This window comes from Bacillus sp. B1-WWTP-T-0.5-Post-4, assembly GCF_009183795.1.
Taxonomy (GTDB): domain Bacteria; phylum Bacillota; class Bacilli; order Bacillales; family Bacillaceae_G; genus Bacillus_A; species Bacillus_A cereus.
In genome coordinates this window covers 19,388-42,754 of record NZ_WEIJ01000003.1, presented here as the reverse complement: position 1 = coordinate 42,754, position 23,367 = coordinate 19,388, and the positions used below count along the sequence as shown (strand labels likewise).

The window sequence follows — 23,367 nt, the reverse complement described above, 5'->3', positions numbered from 1 at the left end:
AAGGGGTGCTCCATATGAGTTCAAAGAATAAAAAAGTATTAGTATTAACAGACATTGAACACGGAATAGAGCCTATTATCCAGCAAGTAACTAACATCCAACAAGAAAACATGTTGACTATACACAGCTATGATTCTGTAATTGTACATCCTTATGGAGATATAATGAGATCTGTTATTATTGCTATTTATGAAGAAAATGTGGAAGAAATTTTTGTTGTCGGAATAGAGGATAAAGAAACTGATGTAGTTAATCTACAAATTCAACGTGATTCCATAAAAAATAACAGAGAAATAGACTATCTCTTTAAAAATTGCATGCCTGAATTTTCAAGTGGTAGCCTGAATGCATGGTTAAGTGGAAAAGAAAATGTTAGTGAAAATATTGAGAAGAGTATAGATATGATTTGTCATCATCCACTAGTACCGTCTGATGTTAAAGTTTATGGTTTCAAGATTGATAGAACAAGGGAAAAAGAAACGGTTGTTAAAATTCCTACTAATAAAATAGTTGAAAAAGTTAACTAATTTATTAAAGACAAATAAATTCTTATGTAAAAATTACTGTTGTATAATAAAATTTATTATGTTTTAAAAATCAGAAGGGATAGCCATGCAAAATAAAATTATTGTTATGTTTCAAAAAGATTTTCGTTTATATGATAACCCAGCTCTATTTGAGGCTGTTCAGTCTGGTGAGGTTCTTCCTGTATATATACAAGAGGAAACTTTTTCAATAGGAAGTGCGTCAAAGTGGTGGTTGCACCATGCTGTAATAGATGTAAAGAAGCAACTTGAGGCATTGGGCTCTACTTTAATAATTCGTAAAGGACGTACAGAGGAAGAAATACTTTCTCTCATAGAACAATTAAATATAACGGCTGTATATTGGAATATTTGTTATGATCCGGACAGATTACAATCTAATCAAAAAATGAAAATGATGTTAGAAGATAGAGGTATTATCTGTAAGGAATTTAATTCGCATTTATTATTAGAACCGTGGATTATTAAAAAGAAAGATAGCACTGAATATAAGGTGTTTACGCCTTTTTACAATGCATTTCAAAAGCAGGTAATACCTAAACCTATTAGCAGAGTGCAGAGTATAAAGTGGGGAAGCTCTTTACCAGCAAGCTTATTTGTTTCAGAATTACACTTGTTGCCGACTATACCGTGGACATCTCATATGGAAGCAATATGGGATCCGACAGAAGAAGGGGCATATAAAACATTCAAGAAATTTCTCTCTAGCAAATTAGTCTCTTATAGTGAAGGAAGAGATTTTCCAGATCAAAATGTCCATTCGATGTTGGCACCGTATCTTTCATTTGGTCAAATATCAGCAAAGCTAATGTTTCATTACTTAATAAATAAAAGTACCGAAAGACAATGTAGTCTTTTTGAAAAACAAGTTAATAGCTTTATACGTCAATTAATTTGGCGAGAGTTTTCTTATTATTTACTATACCATTATCCATTTACAGTATATAAACCTCTTAATAAGAGCTTTGAACATTTTCCGTGGAATAAGGAAGAGGAGTTATTAAGAGTATGGCAAAAGGGGAAAACGGGTTATCCGTTTATTGATGCGGGAATGCGAGAACTATGGCAAACAGGTTTTATGCATAACCGGGCAAGAATGGCTGTAGCCTCTTTTCTTGTAAAGCATTTGTTAATTCCGTGGCAAGAAGGAGCAAAATGGTTTATGGATACACTACTAGATGCTGATATTGCAAATAATACAATGGGATGGCAATGGGTTGCTGGAAGTGGAGCAGATGCATCACCGTACTTTCGTATTTTTAACCCCATCACACAAGGAGAAAAATTTGATAAAAATGGAGAGTATATAAGAAGATGGGTACCAGAATTAAGAGATATCCCAAACAAATATATACATAAGCCTTGGGAAGCACCTGAGCATATTTTACAAAAATCCAATATAAAACTTGGGGATACATATCCTTATCCAATTGTTGATCATAAGGCAGCACGAGAGAGAGCCCTTTGTGCATATAAAAGTATGAAAGAATTTGTATGAAATAGGTTAAACAATATGTATTTGGAATTTTAATATTAGAATTTTATCCATTACAAGGACAGACTAATCATATAAAGTTTCTATAATCTTCTAGTAAAAAGGAGAATGTTTATGAAAAAATCTAGTATTATAGTATTTTTACTAACATATGGTTTGTTTTATGTTTCTAGTGTTTTATTCCCTATTGATCGTACTTGGTATGATGCGTTAGAAAAGCCGTCTTGGACACCATCTGGTATGACAATCGGAATGATATGGGCTGTATTATTTGGACTTATTGCATTATCAGTTGCAATTATTTACAACAACTATGGATTCAAGCCAAAAACATTTTGGTTTTTATTCCTTTTAAATTATATATGTAATCAAGCGTTCAGCTACTTCCAATTTATCTAAAGTATCGGCATGGTTGCTAATACCATATTTTTTATGGTCTGCATTTGCTACATATTTATCTTGGACAATTTATAGTATAAATTAAAGACGGAACTAAAAACTTGAGCACAATAAAAATGCTCGAGTTTTTATGTTTATTAATGATAATCTGAAATATAGAATATATACATCTTAGGGAGGTCATCTTTTTGAAGAAATGGATAAAAATTGTTCTGTACTCTTTACTAGGTATTTTACTCGTCGGAAGTATTACTTTTTTAACTTGGTCTCAGTTTACTTATAAACCAACGAAAGAGGCTTTGTCTTTAGTAGATGATAAAAAAGATGAAGAGAATATAGTTTTTGGAGAGAAAGATGCAAAAATAGGAGTTATTTTTTATCAAGGAGCTAAAGTAGAAGCCGAGGCTTATAGTTACTTAGGAGAAGCTCTTGCAAAAGATGGGCATTTTGTAGTAATGCCTAAGTTACCATTAAATTTAGCGATATTTGGAATAAATGAGGTAGACAGTGTAATTGAAAAGTATCCGGAAGTTCAAAAATGGTATGTTGCAGGGCATTCAATGGGAGGAGCTATGATTTCTAAGTATGCCTTCCAACATGAAGACAAGGTAGACGGGATCATTTTCTTAGGTTCGTATCCTGCAGATGACTTTTCTACAAAATCGATTCCGATGTTATCAATTTACGGGGAAGTAGATGCTTTAGCAACTGTAGAAAAAATAGAGAACAATAAAAAGTTCATGTCAAAGAATACAAATATGCACATGATAAAAGGGGGAAACCATGCTCATTTTGGCATGTATGGCGAGCAAAAAGGTGATAATGCGAGTTTAATTACGCCAAAAGCACAACGAGATGAAACAGTGAAAGTAATTGAAGAATGGTTATTGAAACAATGATAACAAATTTAATAAATCTACCGAAAGAATTCTCCCAGCGGTAGATGGGAGAGAGAATAAAGAGCCAAATCGTACGAATTGGCTCTTTTATTTATTTGCTATCTCCAATTGTCCCCTTATTTTCTTCGGAATATCCTCTTTAGAAATAATATCGTAAGAATACACATACTTTCCTTTTACATGAATTTTTAAGTAAGTTTTTCTTATAAAATCATTAGGCGTGTTCGTTCCAACATTATATTCTTTTTCATTGCTTAATTCATCAACAGCTTTTAGTGAGTACATAGCTTTTCCTTTTTGATGATAATCCGGAACACCATATCCTTTCGCAACGGCATATACATTTTTTTCTTCAGCAATCGGATTAAATCTGTCTAAATCCCCGCGTAATATGAAAGGTAGTAAGTATATAGGAAGGCCTATTCCTAATATGCAAATTACAAATTTCTTCATGGTCATTTCTCCTCTTGTTCATTTACAGGATTCAGTATAGAAAAAAATTCTTATAAATATAGAGGGAAATTCCTTAAAGTTTTCTTAATAAAGTTTCACCATGTGAAAAAAACTAACTTGAGCATTAAGCTTGCGGAATGAATAACCAAATAACTTTTTTCTTTATTTTTTGATATTTCTTAAGAACCTATCAAGAAATAAGTGAGTTTTAGGATTTAGAATAAATGTATCTTACAGTAATAAGAGAATTATCTAAATAAATTAGAGTGAGAACAATTAAAGAAAGTATCTTGTGGGGTGCTGCTTTCTTTTAGAATAGAGAACCCCATGGGTCAGTTACATGTAATGCAGCGCTGCGCTTCTATGTCACTGAAAAATCCAATGATAAAAAAAGAGGGGGAAGGCATTTTTTATTGAAGTTTGTTAATGATAGATTTTTAACTAGTTAGGGGGGATCGTAAAATAGATTATTAATCTCTTTAATAATTTTTATTTTCCTTATAGTTGGCATGTTCTATTAGAAATTTTAAATTTTGGAAGGAGAATCAATAATTATGGGTAAGAAAAGAAGAATAAGTAATAAGTTATTACTTGTCAGTGCAATTTTTACAATAGCAATTCCTTCAGTCTCATATGCGGAGGAAGTAATTTCACCTGAAAATTTTACGAGTTCTTCAAGTTTGTATGAGGGACGGAATACGGAAGTATTGAAAACAAGCTTATATCCTGATACATATAACTATCCGTTTAACTACCAATTTAGTTCGAAATTAAAGGAAGCAAACACAACTATAAAAAAAGTAGACAATAGTGATGAGGAAAATCCTATTATATCTACTACTCTTTCATTTATTCGCCATATGAATAGTGAAGATTATAAATCTGCATTTGATTTAACCTCAAGGTCATTACAGAAAATAATATCCGAAGAATGGCTGAAAAGCTATTGGGAGGGACTCCCAGTGCAATTACAAGCAGGTTCTTTTATAGAAATTGGAGAGGTTACACAAAAAGAGACAAATCCTGTTCATACAAATGTGGAGATTCAATTAGTTTTTGAAAAAATGACTGTACCTTTACTAATTAAACTAGATCCATCTGGAAAAATAGACGATTTTCAACTAAGCATGTCGTTTAGTCCTGTTGCAGAGCGTCCATCATATAGTAAGCCTGAGTCATTTGTTGATAAAGAAGTAGTAGTTGGAAGTGGTGCATTTCCATTACCAGGAACATTGTCGGTTCCAAAAGGAAAGGGGCCTTTTCCAGCGGTTATTCTTGTTCAAGGATCAGGAGCAACTGATCAGGATGAAACAGCGTTTGCTTTAAAACCATTTCGCGATTTAGCTGAAGGTCTTGCATCGAAGGGAATTGCTGTCCTTCGCTATAATAAAAGAACGTATGAACATGGGTTGAAAACACAATTCAGTCCCTTTTATACAGTTGATAAAGAGACAACAGATGATGCTCTTCTTGTAACTCAATTTCTTAAAAATGAGCCTCTAATAAATAAGAATCAAATATATATTCTTGGTCATAGTCAAGGTGGAATGATGCTTCCGAAAATGATTGAAAAAGACCAAAATAAAAATATTGCTGGAGCAATTGTAATGGGAGGGCCAGCTCGTACGATCCAAGACGTTGTTTTAGATCAATTTGAGTACCTTTTCTCTATTGGAGCAATGAACCTGGATCAATATAAATTCTACAAATCGCAATTTGAATTATTAAATGATCCCAATTTCTCTGGTCAGAATCCCCCAAAAGATTTTTACTTAGGGTCAGCAGTATTTTGGGATTCTATACGGAAAATTAAAGCGGCAGAAATGTCAAAAGAACAAAAGACACCGCTTCTTATTATTCAAGGAGAAAGAGACTATCAAGTTCAATCAAAAATTGAAATTCCTCTTTGGAAAGAACAATTAAAAGAACGAGATAACGTAGATTATCGACTATATCCAAAGTTAAATCATTTCTTTACAGAGGGTGATGGGGAAATAAGTAAGCCAGATGAATATTATAGTCCTGCTAATATCCCTGAGTATGTTATAAATGATATTGCTGCTTGGGTGCAAGGCAGATCGCAATTAAATTAGCAACCATATGTTTTAATAAGGACTTTCTTTCCGTAATCAAAATAGAAATATTTTGATTAGGTTGTATGTTTTTTTTAAGCACTCTTTGAAAAGGAGTGCTTTTTTATTTTTCTATGATTTCTATAAAACAATGGGCTTACCTTCCAAACAAATCGTTATTTGGAGCGCTTTTATCAAAGCAAAGTTCTTGTGACATTTCTTTGATATTAAAAACATGAATAACCTATTGTGTAAAATTTTTTGAAAATTTAGGTTTAACATCTTTAAAATAGGTGTATTACATATTACATAACAACTAAATAAAAAAATAAAAAATCTAAAGGAGGAAAGATACGATGCATACGAATGAAAGAAAAACGGTAGTTTATGAATATCAAAATGAACAGGAAGTAGTTATGAAAGTAAAAGAGCTAGAATTGCAAGGGGTTCGCCACGATGACATTTATGTTTTAGCACATGAAAAACATATAACAAAAAGGATTGCGGATGATACAAACACAAATACGATTGGAGTAAAAGAACAAGGATTGGGAACAAGTATTATCAACTTTTTCTCCAAAAAAGGGAACGAACTTCGAAATCAAATGGAAGAAATGGGGTTGTCGAAGGAGGAAGCTAACTTATATGAAGAAAAACTAGATCAAGGGAAGATTTTACTCCTAGTAACAGCTGAAGTACCAATGGCGAATGCTAGGCAGCCGCAAAACTATCATTCTCTGTAATAGATTGCAACATCTGATAAATAGGTAAGGTAATTATTTTAGGTTGTAGCATGGAAGAAAATAAAAATAGAAAAGGATGAGAAAAATGAAACATACAATATTTAAATATGCTGTGATTGGAATTACGACCGGAGTCATCGTCTCCCTATTAAAAAAAGAAAATCGGAAAGCTATACAAACAAAAGGAAAAAGCGTAAAAGAAAAACTACAAGAAGGAAACATAAAGGAAACATTGGAGAAGGTAACTGAGACAAGTAAACAATTTTCTGTAACTGCAGCTAATGTTGCAAAACAAACATTACCACAACTGCTTACAGCTACACCAGTTGTGATTTCTACCATTAAAGACTTAACAGAAAACGAAAATAACAAAAAGAAAACAGATGAAAAGGATTACGAAATAAATGAAAATAGTAAGAACTTAGACGGGGAAAAAACGAAAAATGAAAAGAAATATGTGAAAGAAGGGAAAGAAGAGAGTGCCTAGATGTAACTCTAAAAATAGAAAGTGAGGAAAAAAGTATGAAATCTCTGTATGCAATTGATGTAGGAATTGGCTTTACCAAAAGGGCATATCGCCAGGATGTAGATTCTGAGATGACGGTTAAGAGTGAAGCTTCCACACTAGCCCCTGTACCTAATCATGCTGAAAGTGAAGATTTAACAAAGGTAAGTTTTATAGACTTAGACTTTGCATACTACATGGGAAATGAAGCACATCAATCTGACGCTTCATTTCTTCCTCCATTTGACGAAGAAATAGAAAATTATTATGAAAGCGAACGATTTAAACAACAAATATTTGGTTGCATTGCAAAGGATTATAAAGAAAATGTCGTGTTACCTTTAGTTGTTACCGGGCTTCCCATCAGTTGTTTTGGTAGTCAGCATGAGCAATTACAACGTGCACTAAAAAAAGAAACTTCCGTGCAAATTGATGGGAAATTTATTCATATTACGGTGGAAAATGCTTTGATTCTTCAGCAACCGGTCGCTTTACATGCCTATTTCTTAAAAGAGGGAATCATTCAGGAACGAGATCGCATCTTAATTATTGATGGTGGATTTCGCACATTAGAAATGACAGATATGAAACAGAATCTCATTTTAAATCATTATGAGACGGAACTAGGATGTAGCAAGCCTTTGAAAAATATTAAGAATATCGTGCAGAATCATGAGGGTGAAAGTAATCAATTGCATATTAACGACATGCCAAACATATTAGAAAAAGGATATGAATGTCGAGAAGAAAATCATGAGACAAATCAGGTTCATACTTTGATTCAAAAAGAGTTGGATGCACACTTCCAAGACGTCATGCGTGTATTACAAGAACAATTTAAGTTAGAACAGTATAACACTATTATTTGGACAGGAGGAATAGTAGATCTCCACAAAAAACGAATTGAAAAAATGCAAAGTGAAATTTCTTCTTTCCGTATGGTAGACGCTTCGAAAGAGGCTGCACTCCATGGATACTATATTATTGGGAGTCAAGTATTTGACGACATCACCAATCAATCTGCATATGAATCCAAATTATAATAACGACTGAAATGGAGTTCGTTGAATAGACGTGCCAAATTATGTAGCTTCTTTTCCATATATAATAAATTCTTTATAAGAAAAGATAAAAAGTGCTTGTATAGAGGAAATGTTTAAAATTGAGAATGAAAATAACTAATATATAGGGGGTCTTTCTTTTAAAAGAATAAGGCCTCCTATGTCATTTATTTTGTAATTTAGATGATCTAAAAACTTTTCCTCCAAGACATGAATACCTACATACAAATGTCATATTACGGTTATGATTCGATTAAACATAAAACAATTTAGAAAGGAAGAATAATATGGAATGCATAAAAATGACGAAATGGAGTTGGTATCATGTGAAAACTAGTGAGTTTGAAAAACTTTCTTCTATAATCCCTCGTGATGTAACATCTTATTTCTCTCAATTTGTAAAGAAAATAAGTTCTCCTTGTGAAAATGGATTATATGTTTATACGTTATCACCAAGTCAAACTTGTGTATATGGTTCGTTTTTATATGATCAAGATAAAAAGGACGCCAAAATTCAAAAATTTCTTCATTATTTCGTAGCTCATGGAATACTGATAACAGTTCAGGAAAAAGAGGAAGAGGATTTCAAAAAATTAATACATAATTTCCCTATGGGTACAAAAAATTGTAATAGTTCCGCTGAAGGATTATGTGCTATCTTATCAATGTTTATATCTCATTATTTGCGAAAGGTTGACTACTTTGAAAACAATTTCAGAAATGTATTATGGGATTTTTATCATCATAATAACATAGCAGTTTTAGAAAGGATTTATCATATTCGTCATGAATTATTTATGAACACACACGTGTTTCGCTTAATACAAGAAGTGTTACAAGGCCTAAAAGAAGCTTGGTTAGAAAAACTAACAAACACCCTTTGTTATAAACAAACAAGCGTAAAATTAGAGCGTGGATTACAACTCGTTAAAGAGTACCAAGAAGAATTAGACACGATGATTCATTTGCAAGAAGTTGTTTCTTCTCATCGTGGGAATGAAATTATGAAAGCTCTTACTGTATTAACTGCTGTGAGTACGCCTTTGACAGCCTTAGGAGCATTATGGGGTATGAATTTTAAATACATGCCTGAACTAGAATGGAAATATAGCTATTTAATCGCTCTCTTATTTATTATTTTCACAACAGGGGGGATGTATATGTATATGCGATTCAAAGGATGGACAGGTGACTTATTACGAGTAAAGAAAAAGAAATCTTTTTTTAAATCTAATTAATCCTGTTTATAAAAAATATGATAGATATATGATTTGTAATATTTATTAATCGAGATAGCACCATATCCCCATCAAGTTAAAGTTTTGATGTCCCCGTAATGATAAAAATGGTGAATATTTATATGAAAGATTAGAGCTCTCCTTCTTGTAGGAGAGCTCTAATCTTTGTTTAAAAATTATATCATATACTCTGAAATTTGTCCGGATTCAATTTAGAATATGGCAAAAGAGAACTTGCCATTAAAAACAAGCTCTCTTTAAAAGAAATAACGTAATTGAGATACTTATATAGTAACAATTGTTTTCTTCTAATTCCATATGTCATATGTTGAGAAATAAATTATGATTGGATTGATAAAGCTAAAATGAATGATTGACATAATATTTTGACGATAATATAATGAATCTCGAATTCAAGATAACTTGTAAAGGATTGGTAATTATGAGCGTGATTAACGATGAGAGCTTATCTTTAAAGTTATTTGTTATATTATCAAGGGCAGTACAGTCAATTACTAAGCGTATTGAAGAGGATATAAAAAGTTATGGACTTAATCCAACTGAATTTGCAGTGCTTGAGCTACTGTATAGTAAAGGCGATCAGCCTATACAAAAAATTGGAGACAAAATATTACTTGCAAGTAGTAGTATCACGTATGTAGTGGATAAGTTGGAAAAGAAGCGGTTCTTAATACGAAAACCATGTCCTAAAGACCGCCGTGTCACGTATGCGTCAATTACTTCAGAAGGTATTGAATTGATGGATATTATTTTTCCTCAGCATAAAGAGGCGATTCGGCAAATATTTGGTGGTTTGGACTATATTGAGAAAAAAATGATAATCGAAAAGTTGAAAAAATTAGGGTATTATGCACTCGAACTATAAATTTTTAGAAATATATCTCGAATTAGTAATGTCCTAATTAAATATAAATTAAATAAATAGGAGGAAAAATTAATAAATGGTAGTAAATTTATTATAATACAAAATGAATAAAACGTGTAATTTCAATTGGTATAGTATGAAATAAAGTTGTTATGTTAACGTATACATATCGTCCTTTAAATTATAAATCTTTCATAAAGCGGAGAGTGGGTATCAAGAATGGAATTACGTCATTTAGAGTATTTTATTCAAGTTTGTAATAATAATAGTTTCACTAAAGCTGCGGAAGTTCTAGGTATTTCACAGCCGACTTTAAGTCAACAAATACGAGTTTTAGAAGGTGAACTTGATACACCCTTGTTTCATCGAGTTGGAAGAGGTATCAAAATGACAGAAGCGGGTAAGCTGCTATTTGATAAAGGAAAATTTATCATGCAACAATTTGATGACGTTTATAATGAAATTTTTGAATTAAAGGGTGTAAAAAGAGGTGTGATTACTATAGGAGGTTTATTAGAGGATCTCACTTATTTAACACCTTATATTATGAAGTTTCAACAACATTATCCCAACATTGTAGTAAAGATTATAGAATCCGAAGTTGCTGTAAATCAAATCGTTGACAAAAATATTGATTTCGGGATTACACGTAGTGCTCAAATTCCAGATACATTAACAAACACCCTTTTGTATAGTGAAGAGCTCGTCCTTGTAATTCCAAAAAATCATCCTTTGAATGAAAAATCATTTGTTTCTTTTCGAGAATTAGTAGGGCTCAGTAGAGTAATGGTTTCATGTAGTTGTCGTGAATCTATTAAGATATATTGTGAGAGTTTAGGGTTATCTTTATCTGAAGCAAATATAGAAACAAAATCTTCTATTTCTCTATTGAGCCTTGTATACAATGGACATGGGGTTGCTATAATACCTCTTTCACTGGTTAACTTTGTTAATAATGATACTTTGAGCATAGTTCGTATTACTGATCCAACACCAAGTCAAGATATTAATCTTATTCACTTTGATGATAAATTTTTAAGTTTTGCAGCACGTATCTTTATGCAGAAGTTAAATGATTCTCAAAAAGTATCAGTGTAATAGAAATAATAATGATTTTAGTGTAACAATTGAAAAATTAAGATCTATATTAAAGTCAAAGGGCAGTGGATTTATATGTGTGGTGTAGTCGATCAAAAGGGGATACCATTGACTTTTAATTAAGGAAAAAAGGAAAGACTTTGCAAGGAGAGAAGGTTATCAAAAACAAGTTAAGTTAATCAATCAATTCTTTGGTCTTATCGTACAGTAACAGATTCCATAAGGGATATACACTGCTATTTTGAATTTATATATCCTTATTGTAGAAAGAAAACCACCGGCATTATACCGGTGGTTTTGATTTAGAAAGCAAAGCAAGTACAACCAATACCCCATTTAGTTCCATCTTTTCCTATTACGGTATGAGTGTGTTGATGGAGAGGGTTACTACAACTATGTAACTTGTTATCATGGGAATCGTGAGAAAGTATAGTGTTGGCTAGGTTAGCACCACCATACCCATAAACGCCCGTCGGTGACCAATCAGGTGATGCTGGCGGCAATTCAGGTGATAAGTTTTTAAATTCATTATTTCCATAAACAACCTGCCCACCCATAATGGTGAGCAATGATTCAAGGTCTTTGATTTCTTTTTCCGGCACAGTAAAGTAGTCAGCAGACAATACAGCAATATCAGCAAACTGACCGACTGCCAGGGTTCCCTTTTTACCTTCATCACCAGAGAACCACGCACTTCCTTTTGAATATAATTCCAGGGCTACTTTTCTATCAAGTTTATTTTTTTCATCGTATATGGAAAGCCCACCAATGGTTTTTCCAGCAACCATCCAGTAAAGAGCAACCCAAGGGTTATAGCTGGAAACCCTGGTTGCATCACTACCGGCGCCAACAGGTATACCAAGGTCTAACATACGATAAATCGGAGGTGTACGCTTTGCAGCTTCCTTTCCGTATAAGTCAACAAAGTATTCACCTTGAAAAGCCATGCGGTCTTGGATGGCAATACCGCCATTTAAAGCCTTAACACGTTCCATACTACGATCTGAGATAGTTTCTGCATGGTCAAACCACCATCGTAGACCATTAAAAGGAATTTCTTTGTTGACTTCCTCAAATACATTTAAGAAACGTGTGATTGATTCGTCATAAGTTGCATGTAAACGGAATGGCCAACGGTTTTCTACCAATAGAGAAATTACTTTCTTTAAGTCAGCTTCCATCATCGTAGCTAGTTCGGGCTGTGGCATTTGAAATTTTTCAAAATCAGCTGCAGAGAATACTAACATTTCTCCGGCACCATTCATTTTATACTTATCATTTCCTTGACCTGGAGAAACAATTTTTGTCCATGAAGCAAAGTCTTCATATTCATGATTAGGATTTTGCGTAAATAGATTATAAGCAATACGTAAAGTTAATTGTTCCTTCTCGGCTAAATGTTCAACAACTCTGTAGTCGTCAGGATAATTTTGGAAACCGCCACCTGCATCAATGGCACTTGTAATACCTAATCTATTTAATTCGCGCATAAAATGGCGTGTGGAGTTAATCTGGTCGTCAAAATTAAGTACTGGAGCTTTACCCAAACTTGAATAAAGAATAGAAGCGTTAGGGTTAGCAATTAAAAGGCCCGTTGGATTACCTCTTTTATCCCGCTGAATTAAACAGCCTGGAGGATCTGGGGTATCTTTCGTGTATCCCAGTGCACGTAGCCCTGCACGATTTACAAGTGCTCTATCGTAAAGATGTAGCACAAAGACAGGCGTGTCTTCAGAAACAGCATTAATCTCTTCTAATGTTGGCATCCGTCTCTCTTTAAATTGAAATTCAGACCAACCTCCAACTACTCTTACCCACTGAGGAGCAGGTGTACGTCTTGCCTGTTCTTTGAGCATTTCTAGAGCAATAAAAAGTGATGGTACGCCTTCCCAACGTAATTCCATATTATAATGCAGACCACCACGAATAACGTGTATATGAGAGTCATTCAGGCCTGGAATAGCTCTCTTTCTTTTAAGGTCTATTTTTTTTGTTTTTTCCGTGGCACTATTAAGAAGCTCATCTCCACCTACTGAAGTGACTAAACCATCAGTTATGGCGATAGCAGATACCTCAGGCTGAGAAGGGTCAAGGGTAGTAATTTTTCCGTTGTATAAGACCATATCCGGTACATTCATATTCACACCTCGTCTACTTCCTATTATTTTGTAACCATGGATGAAATAATTTACCGAAAATCGGCATGACTACCCATGATAGCAAGGACACGATACATACAGAAACAAAAAAAGCTGACATAATAGGATTCATATGTTTTATAATAGGTCCTATCACTTTAGGAACTAACATGCTAAGAGGCCATACACCCAGAAGGGTAACGATAGACATTTTCCATTTTGGAGGTGGAACTGGCGTTTTCGGAGTAACAAACCAATAAGCCAAACTGCTTTCAGTTTTGTAAGTTGGATTAGTGGCTTGAAATTGCTCGGCCGTTTTTAACAAATCCCGGCGAACATCTGATTCTTGCCAAGCACGTAGATGCTCATACGTATCAAAGCGAAAAATAACAGTATACTCTCTGGATTCGTTACTTGGGACTATTAGATTTACACCTAAATGTCCTGGGAATTTAGTAGCCGCAGCCTCAATTTCATGTCTCCATGTTTCAAACTGTTTTTCTCTACCTTCTTGAATTTCCCATGTAACAATCGTTGTTACTGGATTGCCAGCATCCATCGTGTTCCCTGTATAAGTCTCTTCGACAGCTACTCCTTCTTGTTTCATATTTTCCTGCTTGGAAGCGCGCCATGCACCATAGTATATGCGTATTCTACACCTTGACCATAAGCACCAGTGTGTTCCTTTACAATCTCCATTACAGCATCATAAGTGTCTTTGTGTGCCCAGTCACGTTGGTATTCAAGTAAAACTTGAATTGCTGTCACTGGAATTGCACCAGCTTGTTCTACACGACGCATAGCAGCGTTATGTGCTGTCAAACTAGTACCACCTGAAGCATCATCAACTGCATATACCTCATAGCCAGCTTTAATTGCTTCAAGCACAGGGAATGCAAGGCAAACTTCAGTCCAAAGTGCTGCAAATATTAATTTCTTTCTACCGGTTGCTTTAACTGCTTCAACAAATTTCGGATCTTCCCAAGAGTTCATTGAACTACGTTCTATAATTTCATGGTTTGGGAATATATCAAGAATTTGTGGCCAAAAATAACCAGAAAAGCTGCGTGTTTCAACTGTAGTAAGAATAGTAGGTACGTTAAAAGTTTTTGCTGATTTAGCAAGTAGCATAACGTTATTAATCAATGTTTGTCTATCAATACTTGCAACTCCAAAAGTCATTTGAGGTTGAAAATCAATTAAAATTAAGGCACTGTTCTCCGGATTTAACAATTCTAAATTACTCATAATAAAACGCTCCTTTTTTAATTGTTTATTGAAAGTAATGTATCTTCTGTCAATTGAAGCTCTGCTATACTTTTTAATTTAAATTTAGTGCTGATTTAATCAGCACTAAATTTATACTATCTACTTTAAAAAAGGTGATTTAAAGCTATTTCCTTGAGATACATTTATGCATTTTGTTTACTAAGATCTCGCTGAGCTCCCCTATAGCTTCCAATTATATTTTGATAGCCTGGAAGATTGCTAGCAAGCAAATTGCCAAAACCTTCGACATCGTTGCGCCAATCGCGTTGTAATTCGCAAGCTACGCTAAACCAGTTCATAAGTTGCACGCCACTATGTGCCATACGAGTATTGGCAGCATCTGCAACTTGTTTACTGAAAGTTCCTGAAGCATCAGTAACAGCAAATACTTCATATCCAGCTTTTATAGCGGAAAGTGCAGGGAAAGCAACACAAACGTCCGTAACTACGCCCGCGATGATAAGTTGCTTTTTTCCAGTTTCTTCGATTGCTTTTACAAAATCATCATTATCCCATGCGTTAATTTGTCCAGGTCGAGCTATTTTTGGTGCATGAGGAAAGAGATCAACCAATTCTTGCATTAAAGGTCCGTTAGGCCCGTTTTCAAAACTTGTTGTTAAAATAACTGGTAAATCAAAAAACTTAGCAGTATGAGCAAGAGCTAAAACATTGTTCTTGAATTCATCAACACCATAGTCACGTACTAGTCCGGACATAAGACCAGTTTGATGATCTACTAAAAGCACGACAGCATCGTCTTTGTTAATACGAGAATAGAGATCAGTCATTATGTATTCCTCCTAAAAATTAAGTAATCGAAGAAAGTTTAAATAGTCGAATACTATCATAAGTTTCTTCGTTTATAACTAAGCTGACCAATAATATTGGTTATAGCAGCATTCATAGAACATGAAGTGCTATACAAATTTATAGTATTTGAAAACTGATTCGTTAATCAATTCTAAATTATCTATAATTCGTATAGGTCGTAACTATAGTTGTTTTCACTATAAAATAGATTGGTTTTACCTATACATCCTATAGATAGAACAATATTGATAGTCACCTATTTTTGTTATTACAATTGAATAGGAGTAATGTTCAGTAATTATTTTATGATGAAAAAGGTATTAGAGGGGGGATTGTTCCAAAAGGAGAAAATGAATGCATTGGAACAATAGAGTTTCATACTTAGAGTTCACAACATGAACGTGCATGAATAAGTTATGACATTCATCCGGATTATTGAAGAAAAGGATACATATTAGAATATTTTTTGGAGGTAGAAGCATGGCTAAAATTACTGTAGGAACCGAAAATCAAGAACCAATTGAGATATATTATGAGGATCATGGCACAGGAAAACCAGTTGTACTCATTCATGGTTGGCCGTTAAGTGGTCGATCTTGGGAATACCAAGTTCCCGCTCTTGTTGAGGCTGGATACAGAGTTATAACATATGATCGTCGAGGATTTGGACAATCATCTCAGCCGTGGGAAGGGTATGAATATGATACCTTTACTTCTGATTTACATCAACTATTAGAACATTTAGAGCTTCAAAATGTCACACTTGTTGGTTTTTCTATGGGTGGAGGCGAAGTAGCCCGGTATATTAGTACGTATGGAACAGATCGTATTGAAAAGGCTGTTTTTGCTGGAGCAGTACCTCCATATTTATACAAATCAGAGGATCATCCTGAAGGGGCATTAGATGATGCAACAATTGAAGCATTCAAAAGTGGTGTGATAAATGACCGCCTTGCATTTCTTGATGAATTTACTAAGGGATTTTTCGCGGCTGGTAATCGAACAGATTTAGTTAGTGAGCCATTCCGTTTATATAATTGGGATATTGCAGCCAGTGCATCACCTAAAGGAACACTTGATTGTATTACCGCCTTTAGTAAGACAGATTTTAGAAAAGACTTGGAGAAGTTTAATATACCTACTCTTATTATTCACGGTGATTCTGATGCAACTGTACCATATGAATATAGTGGGAAATTAACACATGAAGCAATTCCTAATTCTAAAGTGGCCTTAATAAAGGGTGGTCCACATGGGCTACATGCAACGCATGCTAAAGAATTTAATGAAGCACTCCTATTATTTTTAAATGACTGATTACAACTATATAATTGTTAATTGATAAATTATAAACAAGTAAAAAATAAAGCTTTATAAAAGATGCTCTTGGATAAATCCAGGAGCATCTTTTTAAATGGTGATATTGAGATGTTAGGTTGATAAATCTCCATTAATTTTGGATTGAATACTCTTCTTAACAGCTAAAATATATTGATTAGAGTTTTTTAGATTTCTTAGAAGTATTGTTATATTACTATCAAGATAATATTTTGAATAATCCTCAAAACAAAGAAATATACATTTTTCTGAGGAAGAAATATCTTGTCAGAAAACAATAAAATCTTATTAATTTTTATAATTGGTAGAATTTTTGTGGAAATAATTCTCTTAATATATTAAAATAACATCGTATTATGTCAGATTTTAATTAGGGGAGAGAAATTTTATGTTGAAAAAAATCATTCCAGTTGCTTTAGCATTAAGTACAGTTACTTTTACTAGTGTATTTGCTGCGCCTTCAATCCAAGCAAGTACAGAACAAAACCGCTACATAGATGTACAAATGCTCGGTATTAACGATTTTCATGGGCAACTAGACACTGTAAAAAAAATTAACAATAAAGACGCAGGGGGAATTGAGTACTTAGGGGCTTATTTACGTGATCGTGAAAAACAAAATCCGAATACATTAAAGGTACATGCTGGCGATGTTGTTGGAGCAAGTACTCCTGTTTCAGCATTATTACAAGACGAACCTACGATTGAATTTCTAAATGATTTGAAATTCGATGTTGGAACGATAGGAAATCATGAATTTGATGAAGGTGTTGAAGAAATGAACCGCCTTATTTATGGTGGATACCATGAGAAAACAGGAAATTTTAAAGGAGCAAAATTCCCATATGTTGCTGCAAATTTCTATAATAAATCCACCGGTCGTTTATTTTTACCACCATTCACTATAAAAAAGGTACAAGGAGTTCCTGTTGGCTTTATCGGAGTCGTAACAACGGATGTTCCTAACCTTGTTATGCCTACTATGCTAAAGAATGTAGAAATTACAGATGAAGTTGAAGCTATTAACAAATCCGTAAAGCAATTAAAAAAACTAGGCGTTAAATCTATCGTTGTTCTTGCACATAACGGAGGTATAACAGATGGGAACGGCGTAACAAATGGTGATATCGTCCGATTAGCAAATGAGACTGATCCAGAAGTCGATGTTATTTTTGGTGGCCATAGCCACACCTATGTAAATGGAACTGTTAATAATAAACTTGTCGTACAAGCAAATTCATATGGTATGGCTTTTGCTGATGTTGATGTAAAGATTGATCGTAAAACACAAGATATTGTTGAGAAAAAAGCAGAAATTGTTACAACTTACCATGAAGGCATGGAGCCTGATAAAAAAATCAAGAAGAAGATGGAGAAATATCAAGCAAAAATCGCACCTCTTGTTAATGAAATTGTAGGTAAGTCTATTGCTCCACTAGATCGTAAACTCAATACGGCTGGTGAATCTACTCTCGGAAATTTAGTTGCTGATGCTCAGCGTGCAACAATGCAATCCCAAATTGCACTTATGAATCCTGGTGGTATTCGTAATGACTTAGATGCTGGTGATATTACATGGGGAGAGATATATGGTATTCAACCATTCGGAAATCAATTAATAAAAGTAAATTTAACAGGTCAAGACATTCGTGATATTTTAAATCAACAATGGCAAAAAGACATAACAAGAATGCTTCAAATTTCAGGAATCCAATACACTTGGGATGCGAACAAGCCTAACGGAGAAAAAGTAACAAGTATTCGCTTAACAAATGGAGAAGAAATTATTCCTTCTAAAACTTACAGCGTCGTTGCTAACGCATTTCTAGCTTCAGGTGGAGATGGATTTGTATCCTTTAAAAACGGTAAAGATGCTGAAACAGGACCAACTGATTTTGAAGCATTAGTAGATTATATAAAAAAATCAAAAGAACCAATTCAGTCTATTATTGATGGAAGAATTCAAAAGATAAATTAGTTTTTTATTAATCTCAAAAACAACTAGATTATCTGTGCGCTATACTCTTTAGTGTGCAGGTAATCTATTTTTTTGATTTGAAATAGTCTAACTTTTTGGATAGGTCAAAAAAGATCAATTTTTTATTGATTTACGTAAGGCGAATGGCGTGACAAAAACTTGGTTAAACGAACAACATCCAATTTTCGCTGGAATAACTACCGAAGGGCCTGATATACCAAAAACTGTTGATATATCATTAGGTAAAGCATTTGATATACTTGTTCAAATTCAAAAAGTGAGTCCATCTCAAGTACATCAATAAATTTAGAATCATGTGCCTTAATGACAAATTTCATAGTGTTTCATATAACACAATGAAATTTGTTCTATATAGCAAGAAGAATAATCGCATTAGAAAAAATTAGCAGTTTAACCTGTTAAGAGTAAAACGAATCTTCAATATGTAAAGCGCAAAAACACTGAAGCGAAAAGCATCGGTGTTTTTTGCGCTTTCGGGCACAGATGCTACTTCAATCCTATTGTAGAAGTGATTTTGTATGTAAGGAATTTGTAAGGAATAGGTAAGAAAAAAGAGATTTTCATTGTGTAGGATAAAAATATAAGGAGGCATGAAGGGGGGAACAAGTACGGCCTACATATAAAACAAATAATCAGTAACAAGAGTGTTTTAAGGAAAAGAAGTAATTTCTATGGTTAATATGTATGTGGAAAAAGAGTGATTTAGAGATTGTTAGAACACAATGGTGTTTGTGAAAATAATGATTAGTACGTTGATTGCAAATTCAGTGTTGACTTTTATCATTGGGAGAGTTGATAGCTGTGTGATTCGTATATGAGAAAGCTATCAGCCATCAATACAATTTAAATAGAAGAGAGGAATTCTTTATGAAAACACGCAGTAAAATTACATGTGCAAGTCTAGCACTTTTAATAGCTGGAAGTTCCCTGTTATACATAACACCAACATTAATTGTAAAAGCAGAACCTACGCAAAATGTATCTAGTTCGTTACAAACAAGTACGCAAAGCGATCGTACTTCCGTTAAGAAAGCAATGCGAGATGAACTGCAACTTGGATACCCGGGAATACTCGCTAAAATTTCTAAGGGGGGTAAAACTTGGAGTTATACAGCTGGGGTAGCGGATCTGAAAACTAAGAAACCAATGAAAGCAGATTTTCGCTTTCGCATTGGCAGTGTGACGAAAACGTTCATTGCAACAGTTCTACTTCAATTATCTGGAGAGAACCGTTTGAATCTAGACGACTCCATTGAAAAATGGTTACCTGGTGTTATTCAAGGAAACGGATATGATGGTAACCAGATTACGATCCGGCAAATATTGAATCATACAAGTGGTATTGCTGACTATATAAATTCAAAAGACTTTGATATTACGGATATAAAAAAATCATATACGGCTGAAGAATTTGTAAAGATGGGGATTTCACTTCCACCAGACTTTGCCCCAGGAAAGGGTTGGTCTTATTCAAACACAGGATACGTATTACTGGGGATCCTTATTGAAAAAGTAACTGGCAACAGTTATGCGGAAGAGGTTGAAAATCGGATTATTGAACCGCTTGATTTGTCAAATACATTTCTACCTGGTAATTCAAGCGTGATTCCAGGCACCAAGCATGCCCGTGGCTATTTGCAACTAGACGGAGCGAGTGAGCTAAAAGACGTTACTTATATTAACCCAGGTAGCTCGGATGGAGATATGATTTCTACTGCTGACGACTTAAACAAATTCTTCTCTTACTTACTAGGTGGCAAATTACTGAAGGAACAGCAGTTAAAACAAATGCTTACTACAGTTCCTACAAATAGAGAGGGAACCGGATATGGTCTTGGAATCCTTGAAATTAAGCTTCCGAACGGTGTCTCGGTATGGGGACACAGGGGGGGCGTTCCAGGGTTTTCCACTTTTGCTGGTGGAACACTTGGAGGTAAACATACACTCGCTATCAATTCGAACAGTTTAAACATTAATAACCCGGAAGTTTTTAAAAACATTTTACTTGCTGAATTTAGCAAGTAGGAAAAACGGATAAATTTTGTCATTTGTAATTTCCATCGGAATGGATTACCGCTTGAAAGAGTATAGAGGGATTAAGTATCTATAATTGTGTAGGAGCAGCATTTGCAAAATTAGAAATTGAAATAGATTCAACCATTAAAGATAATATTAGCAGGAAAAAATTGAGGGACATTAAGGATTTTGTGAAGAAGACTTCAAAAATGAACTGAAATCTAATAAACAACGTAAAAGCTAAAAGATTTTCGCTGTGAGAACATCTCAAAATATTAAATTGATGGTAACTTTGTTGTAGCTCTTTAAACATACCTATATTAAAACCCAAATATCTCAGCATTAAATTGAGAAATTTGGGTTTTTCTAAAGGAATCAATTTTTTAAAAAATTTTTAGAAATTTAAAGATAAAGTATTGTATACATGTAAGTATGATTAAAAATGAAAAGTTGTAAATGCTAAATTTAATTAAATACGCCTTACTCTCTTTAACATTGGCCTGAATGAATAGTTTATAGGAGATTACACTGGCTAAAGATGCGATAATTGTTCCAAGCCCTCCAATATTTACTCCTAGTAATAAAGCTTTCCAATCAGAAGTAAAGTTTGATAGAAGAATTGAAGTAGGAAAATTGCTAATCAATTGACTCGAAAATATGGAACTAAAGAAGACTGAAGTATCTCCTCTTAAATTAGCGCGAGCAAATGTCTCCAGTGCATCCGAATGTGAAATGTTTCCGATGAAAATAAAAAAACAGACAAAGGTTATTAGAAGAAAGTAATCGATCTTAAATAGTAAGTTTCTATCTAACGTAAATGCTGCCACCAATGTAACTATTAGCGCAATGTAATAATTAATGACACCAAAAATAGATGCAATGATAGTGATAAGTATTAAAATCCAGACGGTAGCTTTTTTTCGATTTTTCACGGTAATAACAGGTAGTTCTATTTTCAAATCTGTTTTTTGAAGTTTTTGAGTACATATAAATAACAAACTAATTCCAAGTACAGCTAAAAGCAGGATTGAACCTAAAAATGGGATGAGCTTAATTCCATAGTAAGAGTATAGGTATAAATTTTGTGGGTTTCCCATAGGCATCAAGCTACTACCGATGTTTGCCGCAATTGTTTGCAGGATGATTGTATCCATCATGTTCATTTGTGTTTTTTTACTAATGACAAGTGTTATTGGTACAAAAGTGAGAAGAGCGACATCATTTGTTACAAACATGGAGCAAATAAAGCATAACAAAATTAGAATAATAGATATTGACCTGCTGTTATTGCATTTATTTAAAATCGCAACAGCAAGTTTGTCTAATATCTTTAGCTGTTCCAAGGCCTTAATGGCCACCATTAGATTAAATAAGCTAATTAACACTTCAAAGTTAATATATTCGATCTTTGGCGAATGTATTAAGCAGCTTACAATTGCTAGTATTAGTGAAATGGTAAGCACTAAATCCTTTTTTAAAAATTCGAATTTCATAAGGAGTCTTTTTTTATTTTGAACGAATACTATTTCTTTCACAATACACCACCTGTAATCTATGTTAGTAAATATACGTTTTTTGGGATAACTCGATATTGCTAGAAAAGAGGATGTCATAAGGTCCTAAATAAGAGTTTTGTAATGTTTCATCCTTTCAACAAAATCCTTTTTTTCTTAGTGTCTTTCATGTTGTAAATATGTGCAATATAGACGAATCCAACTAGGGGGATTAATTGAGAAAACAAATGTTTTTTGTATGATACCATAAATAAATTAAATGCTTTATTTTTTTAATATTCTTATAATATTCTATTGATTCTTGATTTCAAATACTTTATATGAACTTCTAAAAGAGAAAAAGTATGCATGTTTTTATGAAGAAAATAGAGGCTTGTCAAAGGATAGGTAGAACAAAATCTGCGACGTTTGGATACTGTATAAAATTCACAAAATCTCACTGTTTTTTTAGATGAAAAATCTTAAAATATTTTTTTGTTTTTATAAAAATCTGTACTTTTTCGTAACATTCTGTACTTTTAATTATAAATTAAAGACAAGCTTCTCTTAGTTAAAGATTGAAAGCGCTTTATAGGTTTTTCGTGAAATTTTTACCTAGCCTATTTTTGAGATTAGTAGTAAGAAAGGAGATATTTCCATGTTCTTAAGAAAATTAACAAAAAACCAGTTAATCACTATTGATTATTATGATTTAAATATAAATCACCGGTAAACGAAACAAACATAATAGTACAACAACATTAGTGGATAAGAATATTAGTTTTGCAGAAGGGGATAGAGCATCGTGTGTATAAACGGCAAGTTTTTAGAAAATTCAGTTTTGAAGTTGCGTGTTGCGATGTTTGTTTAAACAGGCCAATTCTATTCATATAGAAAATTTTTATCCTTG

Annotated in this window: 19 protein-coding genes and 3 pseudogenes; 16 read left to right on the top strand and 6 right to left on the bottom strand. The window is 33.5% G+C overall.

Features of this window, described 5'->3' with window-relative positions:
- Nucleotides 1-14 precede the first annotated feature (14 nt).
- From GBN91_RS10985 to GBN91_RS10970, 4 genes and pseudogenes are all read left to right on the top strand, one after another.
- Nucleotides 15-527 carry a carbonic anhydrase gene (locus tag GBN91_RS10985; protein WP_113303848.1) on the top strand — a complete coding sequence of 171 codons (513 nt, stop codon included), beginning with the start codon at nt 15-17 and terminating at the stop codon, nt 525-527.
- An 85-nt stretch (nt 528-612) separates the two neighbouring features.
- Nucleotides 613-2,043, top strand: a complete 1,431-nt coding sequence (locus GBN91_RS10980) for a cryptochrome/photolyase family protein (protein WP_113303849.1) — start codon at nt 613-615, stop codon at nt 2,041-2,043.
- A gap of 111 nt (nt 2,044-2,154) precedes the next feature.
- A pseudogene (locus GBN91_RS10975) lies at nt 2,155-2,524 on the top strand (TspO/MBR family protein).
- A 103-nt stretch (nt 2,525-2,627) separates the two neighbouring features.
- A complete protein-coding gene (locus GBN91_RS10970) occupies nt 2,628-3,338 on the top strand; it encodes an alpha/beta hydrolase (protein WP_113303850.1) in 711 nt (236 codons plus the stop codon).
- 87 nt (nt 3,339-3,425) lie between these two features.
- Here GBN91_RS10970 and GBN91_RS10965 read toward each other — a convergent pair whose 3' ends face one another.
- Entirely contained in the window at nt 3,426-3,791 is a 366-nt protein-coding gene (locus GBN91_RS10965) for a YxeA family protein (protein ID WP_113303851.1), read from the bottom strand.
- 554 nt (nt 3,792-4,345) lie between these two features.
- Between GBN91_RS10965 and GBN91_RS10960 the strand changes: the two genes are divergently transcribed.
- The 7 genes from GBN91_RS10960 (at nt 4,346) to GBN91_RS10930 (ending at nt 11,394) form a co-directional block, all read left to right on the top strand.
- Nucleotides 4,346-5,884, top strand: coding sequence for an alpha/beta hydrolase (locus GBN91_RS10960; RefSeq protein WP_152121481.1), 1,539 nt, complete (start codon nt 4,346-4,348; stop codon nt 5,882-5,884).
- 335 nt (nt 5,885-6,219) lie between these two features.
- Nucleotides 6,220-6,606 carry a YflT domain-containing protein gene (locus GBN91_RS10955; protein ID WP_152121480.1) on the top strand — a complete coding sequence of 129 codons (387 nt, stop codon included), beginning with the start codon at nt 6,220-6,222 and terminating at the stop codon, nt 6,604-6,606.
- A gap of 85 nt (nt 6,607-6,691) precedes the next feature.
- Nucleotides 6,692-7,093: a hypothetical protein gene (locus GBN91_RS10950; protein WP_000683215.1), complete on the top strand. Its 402-nt coding sequence runs from the start codon at nt 6,692-6,694 to the stop codon at nt 7,091-7,093.
- A gap of 35 nt (nt 7,094-7,128) precedes the next feature.
- Entirely contained in the window at nt 7,129-8,154 is a 1,026-nt protein-coding gene (locus GBN91_RS10945; protein ID WP_086389137.1) for a ParM/StbA family protein, read from the top strand.
- A gap of 305 nt (nt 8,155-8,459) precedes the next feature.
- Nucleotides 8,460-9,410, top strand: coding sequence for a magnesium transporter CorA family protein (locus tag GBN91_RS10940; RefSeq protein WP_152121479.1), 951 nt, complete (start codon nt 8,460-8,462; stop codon nt 9,408-9,410).
- A 442-nt stretch (nt 9,411-9,852) separates the two neighbouring features.
- Nucleotides 9,853-10,296: a MarR family winged helix-turn-helix transcriptional regulator gene (locus GBN91_RS10935; RefSeq protein ID WP_000111426.1), complete on the top strand. Its 444-nt coding sequence runs from the start codon at nt 9,853-9,855 to the stop codon at nt 10,294-10,296.
- 219 nt (nt 10,297-10,515) lie between these two features.
- Nucleotides 10,516-11,394, top strand: coding sequence for a LysR family transcriptional regulator (locus GBN91_RS10930; RefSeq protein WP_000423188.1), 879 nt, complete (start codon nt 10,516-10,518; stop codon nt 11,392-11,394).
- A 302-nt stretch (nt 11,395-11,696) separates the two neighbouring features.
- Here GBN91_RS10930 and GBN91_RS10925 read toward each other — a convergent pair whose 3' ends face one another.
- From GBN91_RS10925 to ycaC, 4 genes are all read right to left on the bottom strand, one after another.
- On the bottom strand, nt 11,697-13,532 hold the full coding sequence (locus GBN91_RS10925) for an amidohydrolase (protein ID WP_152121478.1): 1,836 nt from the start codon (nt 13,530-13,532) through the stop codon (nt 11,697-11,699).
- A gap of 13 nt (nt 13,533-13,545) precedes the next feature.
- Nucleotides 13,546-14,139 (bottom strand): antibiotic biosynthesis monooxygenase, encoded by a 594-nt coding sequence (locus tag GBN91_RS10920; RefSeq protein ID WP_000806856.1) that lies wholly within the window; start codon nt 14,137-14,139, stop codon nt 13,546-13,548.
- Nucleotides 14,136-14,780 carry a hydrolase gene (locus tag GBN91_RS10915; protein ID WP_000067162.1) on the bottom strand — a complete coding sequence of 215 codons (645 nt, stop codon included), beginning with the start codon at nt 14,778-14,780 and terminating at the stop codon, nt 14,136-14,138. The genes GBN91_RS10920 and GBN91_RS10915 overlap by 4 nt, the downstream gene beginning before the upstream one ends.
- Nucleotides 14,781-14,944: 164 nt before the next feature.
- A complete protein-coding gene (gene ycaC, locus GBN91_RS10910) occupies nt 14,945-15,589 on the bottom strand; it encodes an isochorismate family cysteine hydrolase YcaC (RefSeq protein ID WP_000131214.1) in 645 nt (214 codons plus the stop codon).
- A gap of 502 nt (nt 15,590-16,091) precedes the next feature.
- On the opposite strand from ycaC, the gene GBN91_RS10905 reads away from it, so the two are divergent.
- From GBN91_RS10905 to GBN91_RS10880, 5 genes and pseudogenes are all read left to right on the top strand, one after another.
- On the top strand, nt 16,092-16,928 hold the full coding sequence (locus GBN91_RS10905; RefSeq protein WP_098906510.1) for a bromoperoxidase: 837 nt from the start codon (nt 16,092-16,094) through the stop codon (nt 16,926-16,928).
- A gap of 409 nt (nt 16,929-17,337) precedes the next feature.
- On the top strand, nt 17,338-18,927 hold the full coding sequence (locus tag GBN91_RS10900; RefSeq protein ID WP_016122791.1) for a bifunctional metallophosphatase/5'-nucleotidase: 1,590 nt from the start codon (nt 17,338-17,340) through the stop codon (nt 18,925-18,927).
- Nucleotides 18,928-19,030: 103 nt separating this feature from the next.
- A pseudogene (locus GBN91_RS10895) lies at nt 19,031-19,231 on the top strand (erythromycin esterase family protein); the annotation flags it as partial.
- A gap of 584 nt (nt 19,232-19,815) precedes the next feature.
- Nucleotides 19,816-20,973, top strand: a complete 1,158-nt coding sequence (locus GBN91_RS10885; protein WP_152121477.1) for a serine hydrolase domain-containing protein — start codon at nt 19,816-19,818, stop codon at nt 20,971-20,973.
- A gap of 110 nt (nt 20,974-21,083) precedes the next feature.
- Nucleotides 21,084-21,182 (top strand): annotated as a pseudogene (locus GBN91_RS10880) (cytochrome P450); the annotation flags it as partial.
- Between the two features lie 165 nt (nt 21,183-21,347).
- Here GBN91_RS10880 and GBN91_RS10875 read toward each other — a convergent pair.
- A complete protein-coding gene (locus GBN91_RS10875) occupies nt 21,348-22,499 on the bottom strand; it encodes an anion transporter (protein ID WP_152121476.1) in 1,152 nt (383 codons plus the stop codon).
- Nucleotides 22,500-23,367: the final 868 nt, after the last annotated feature.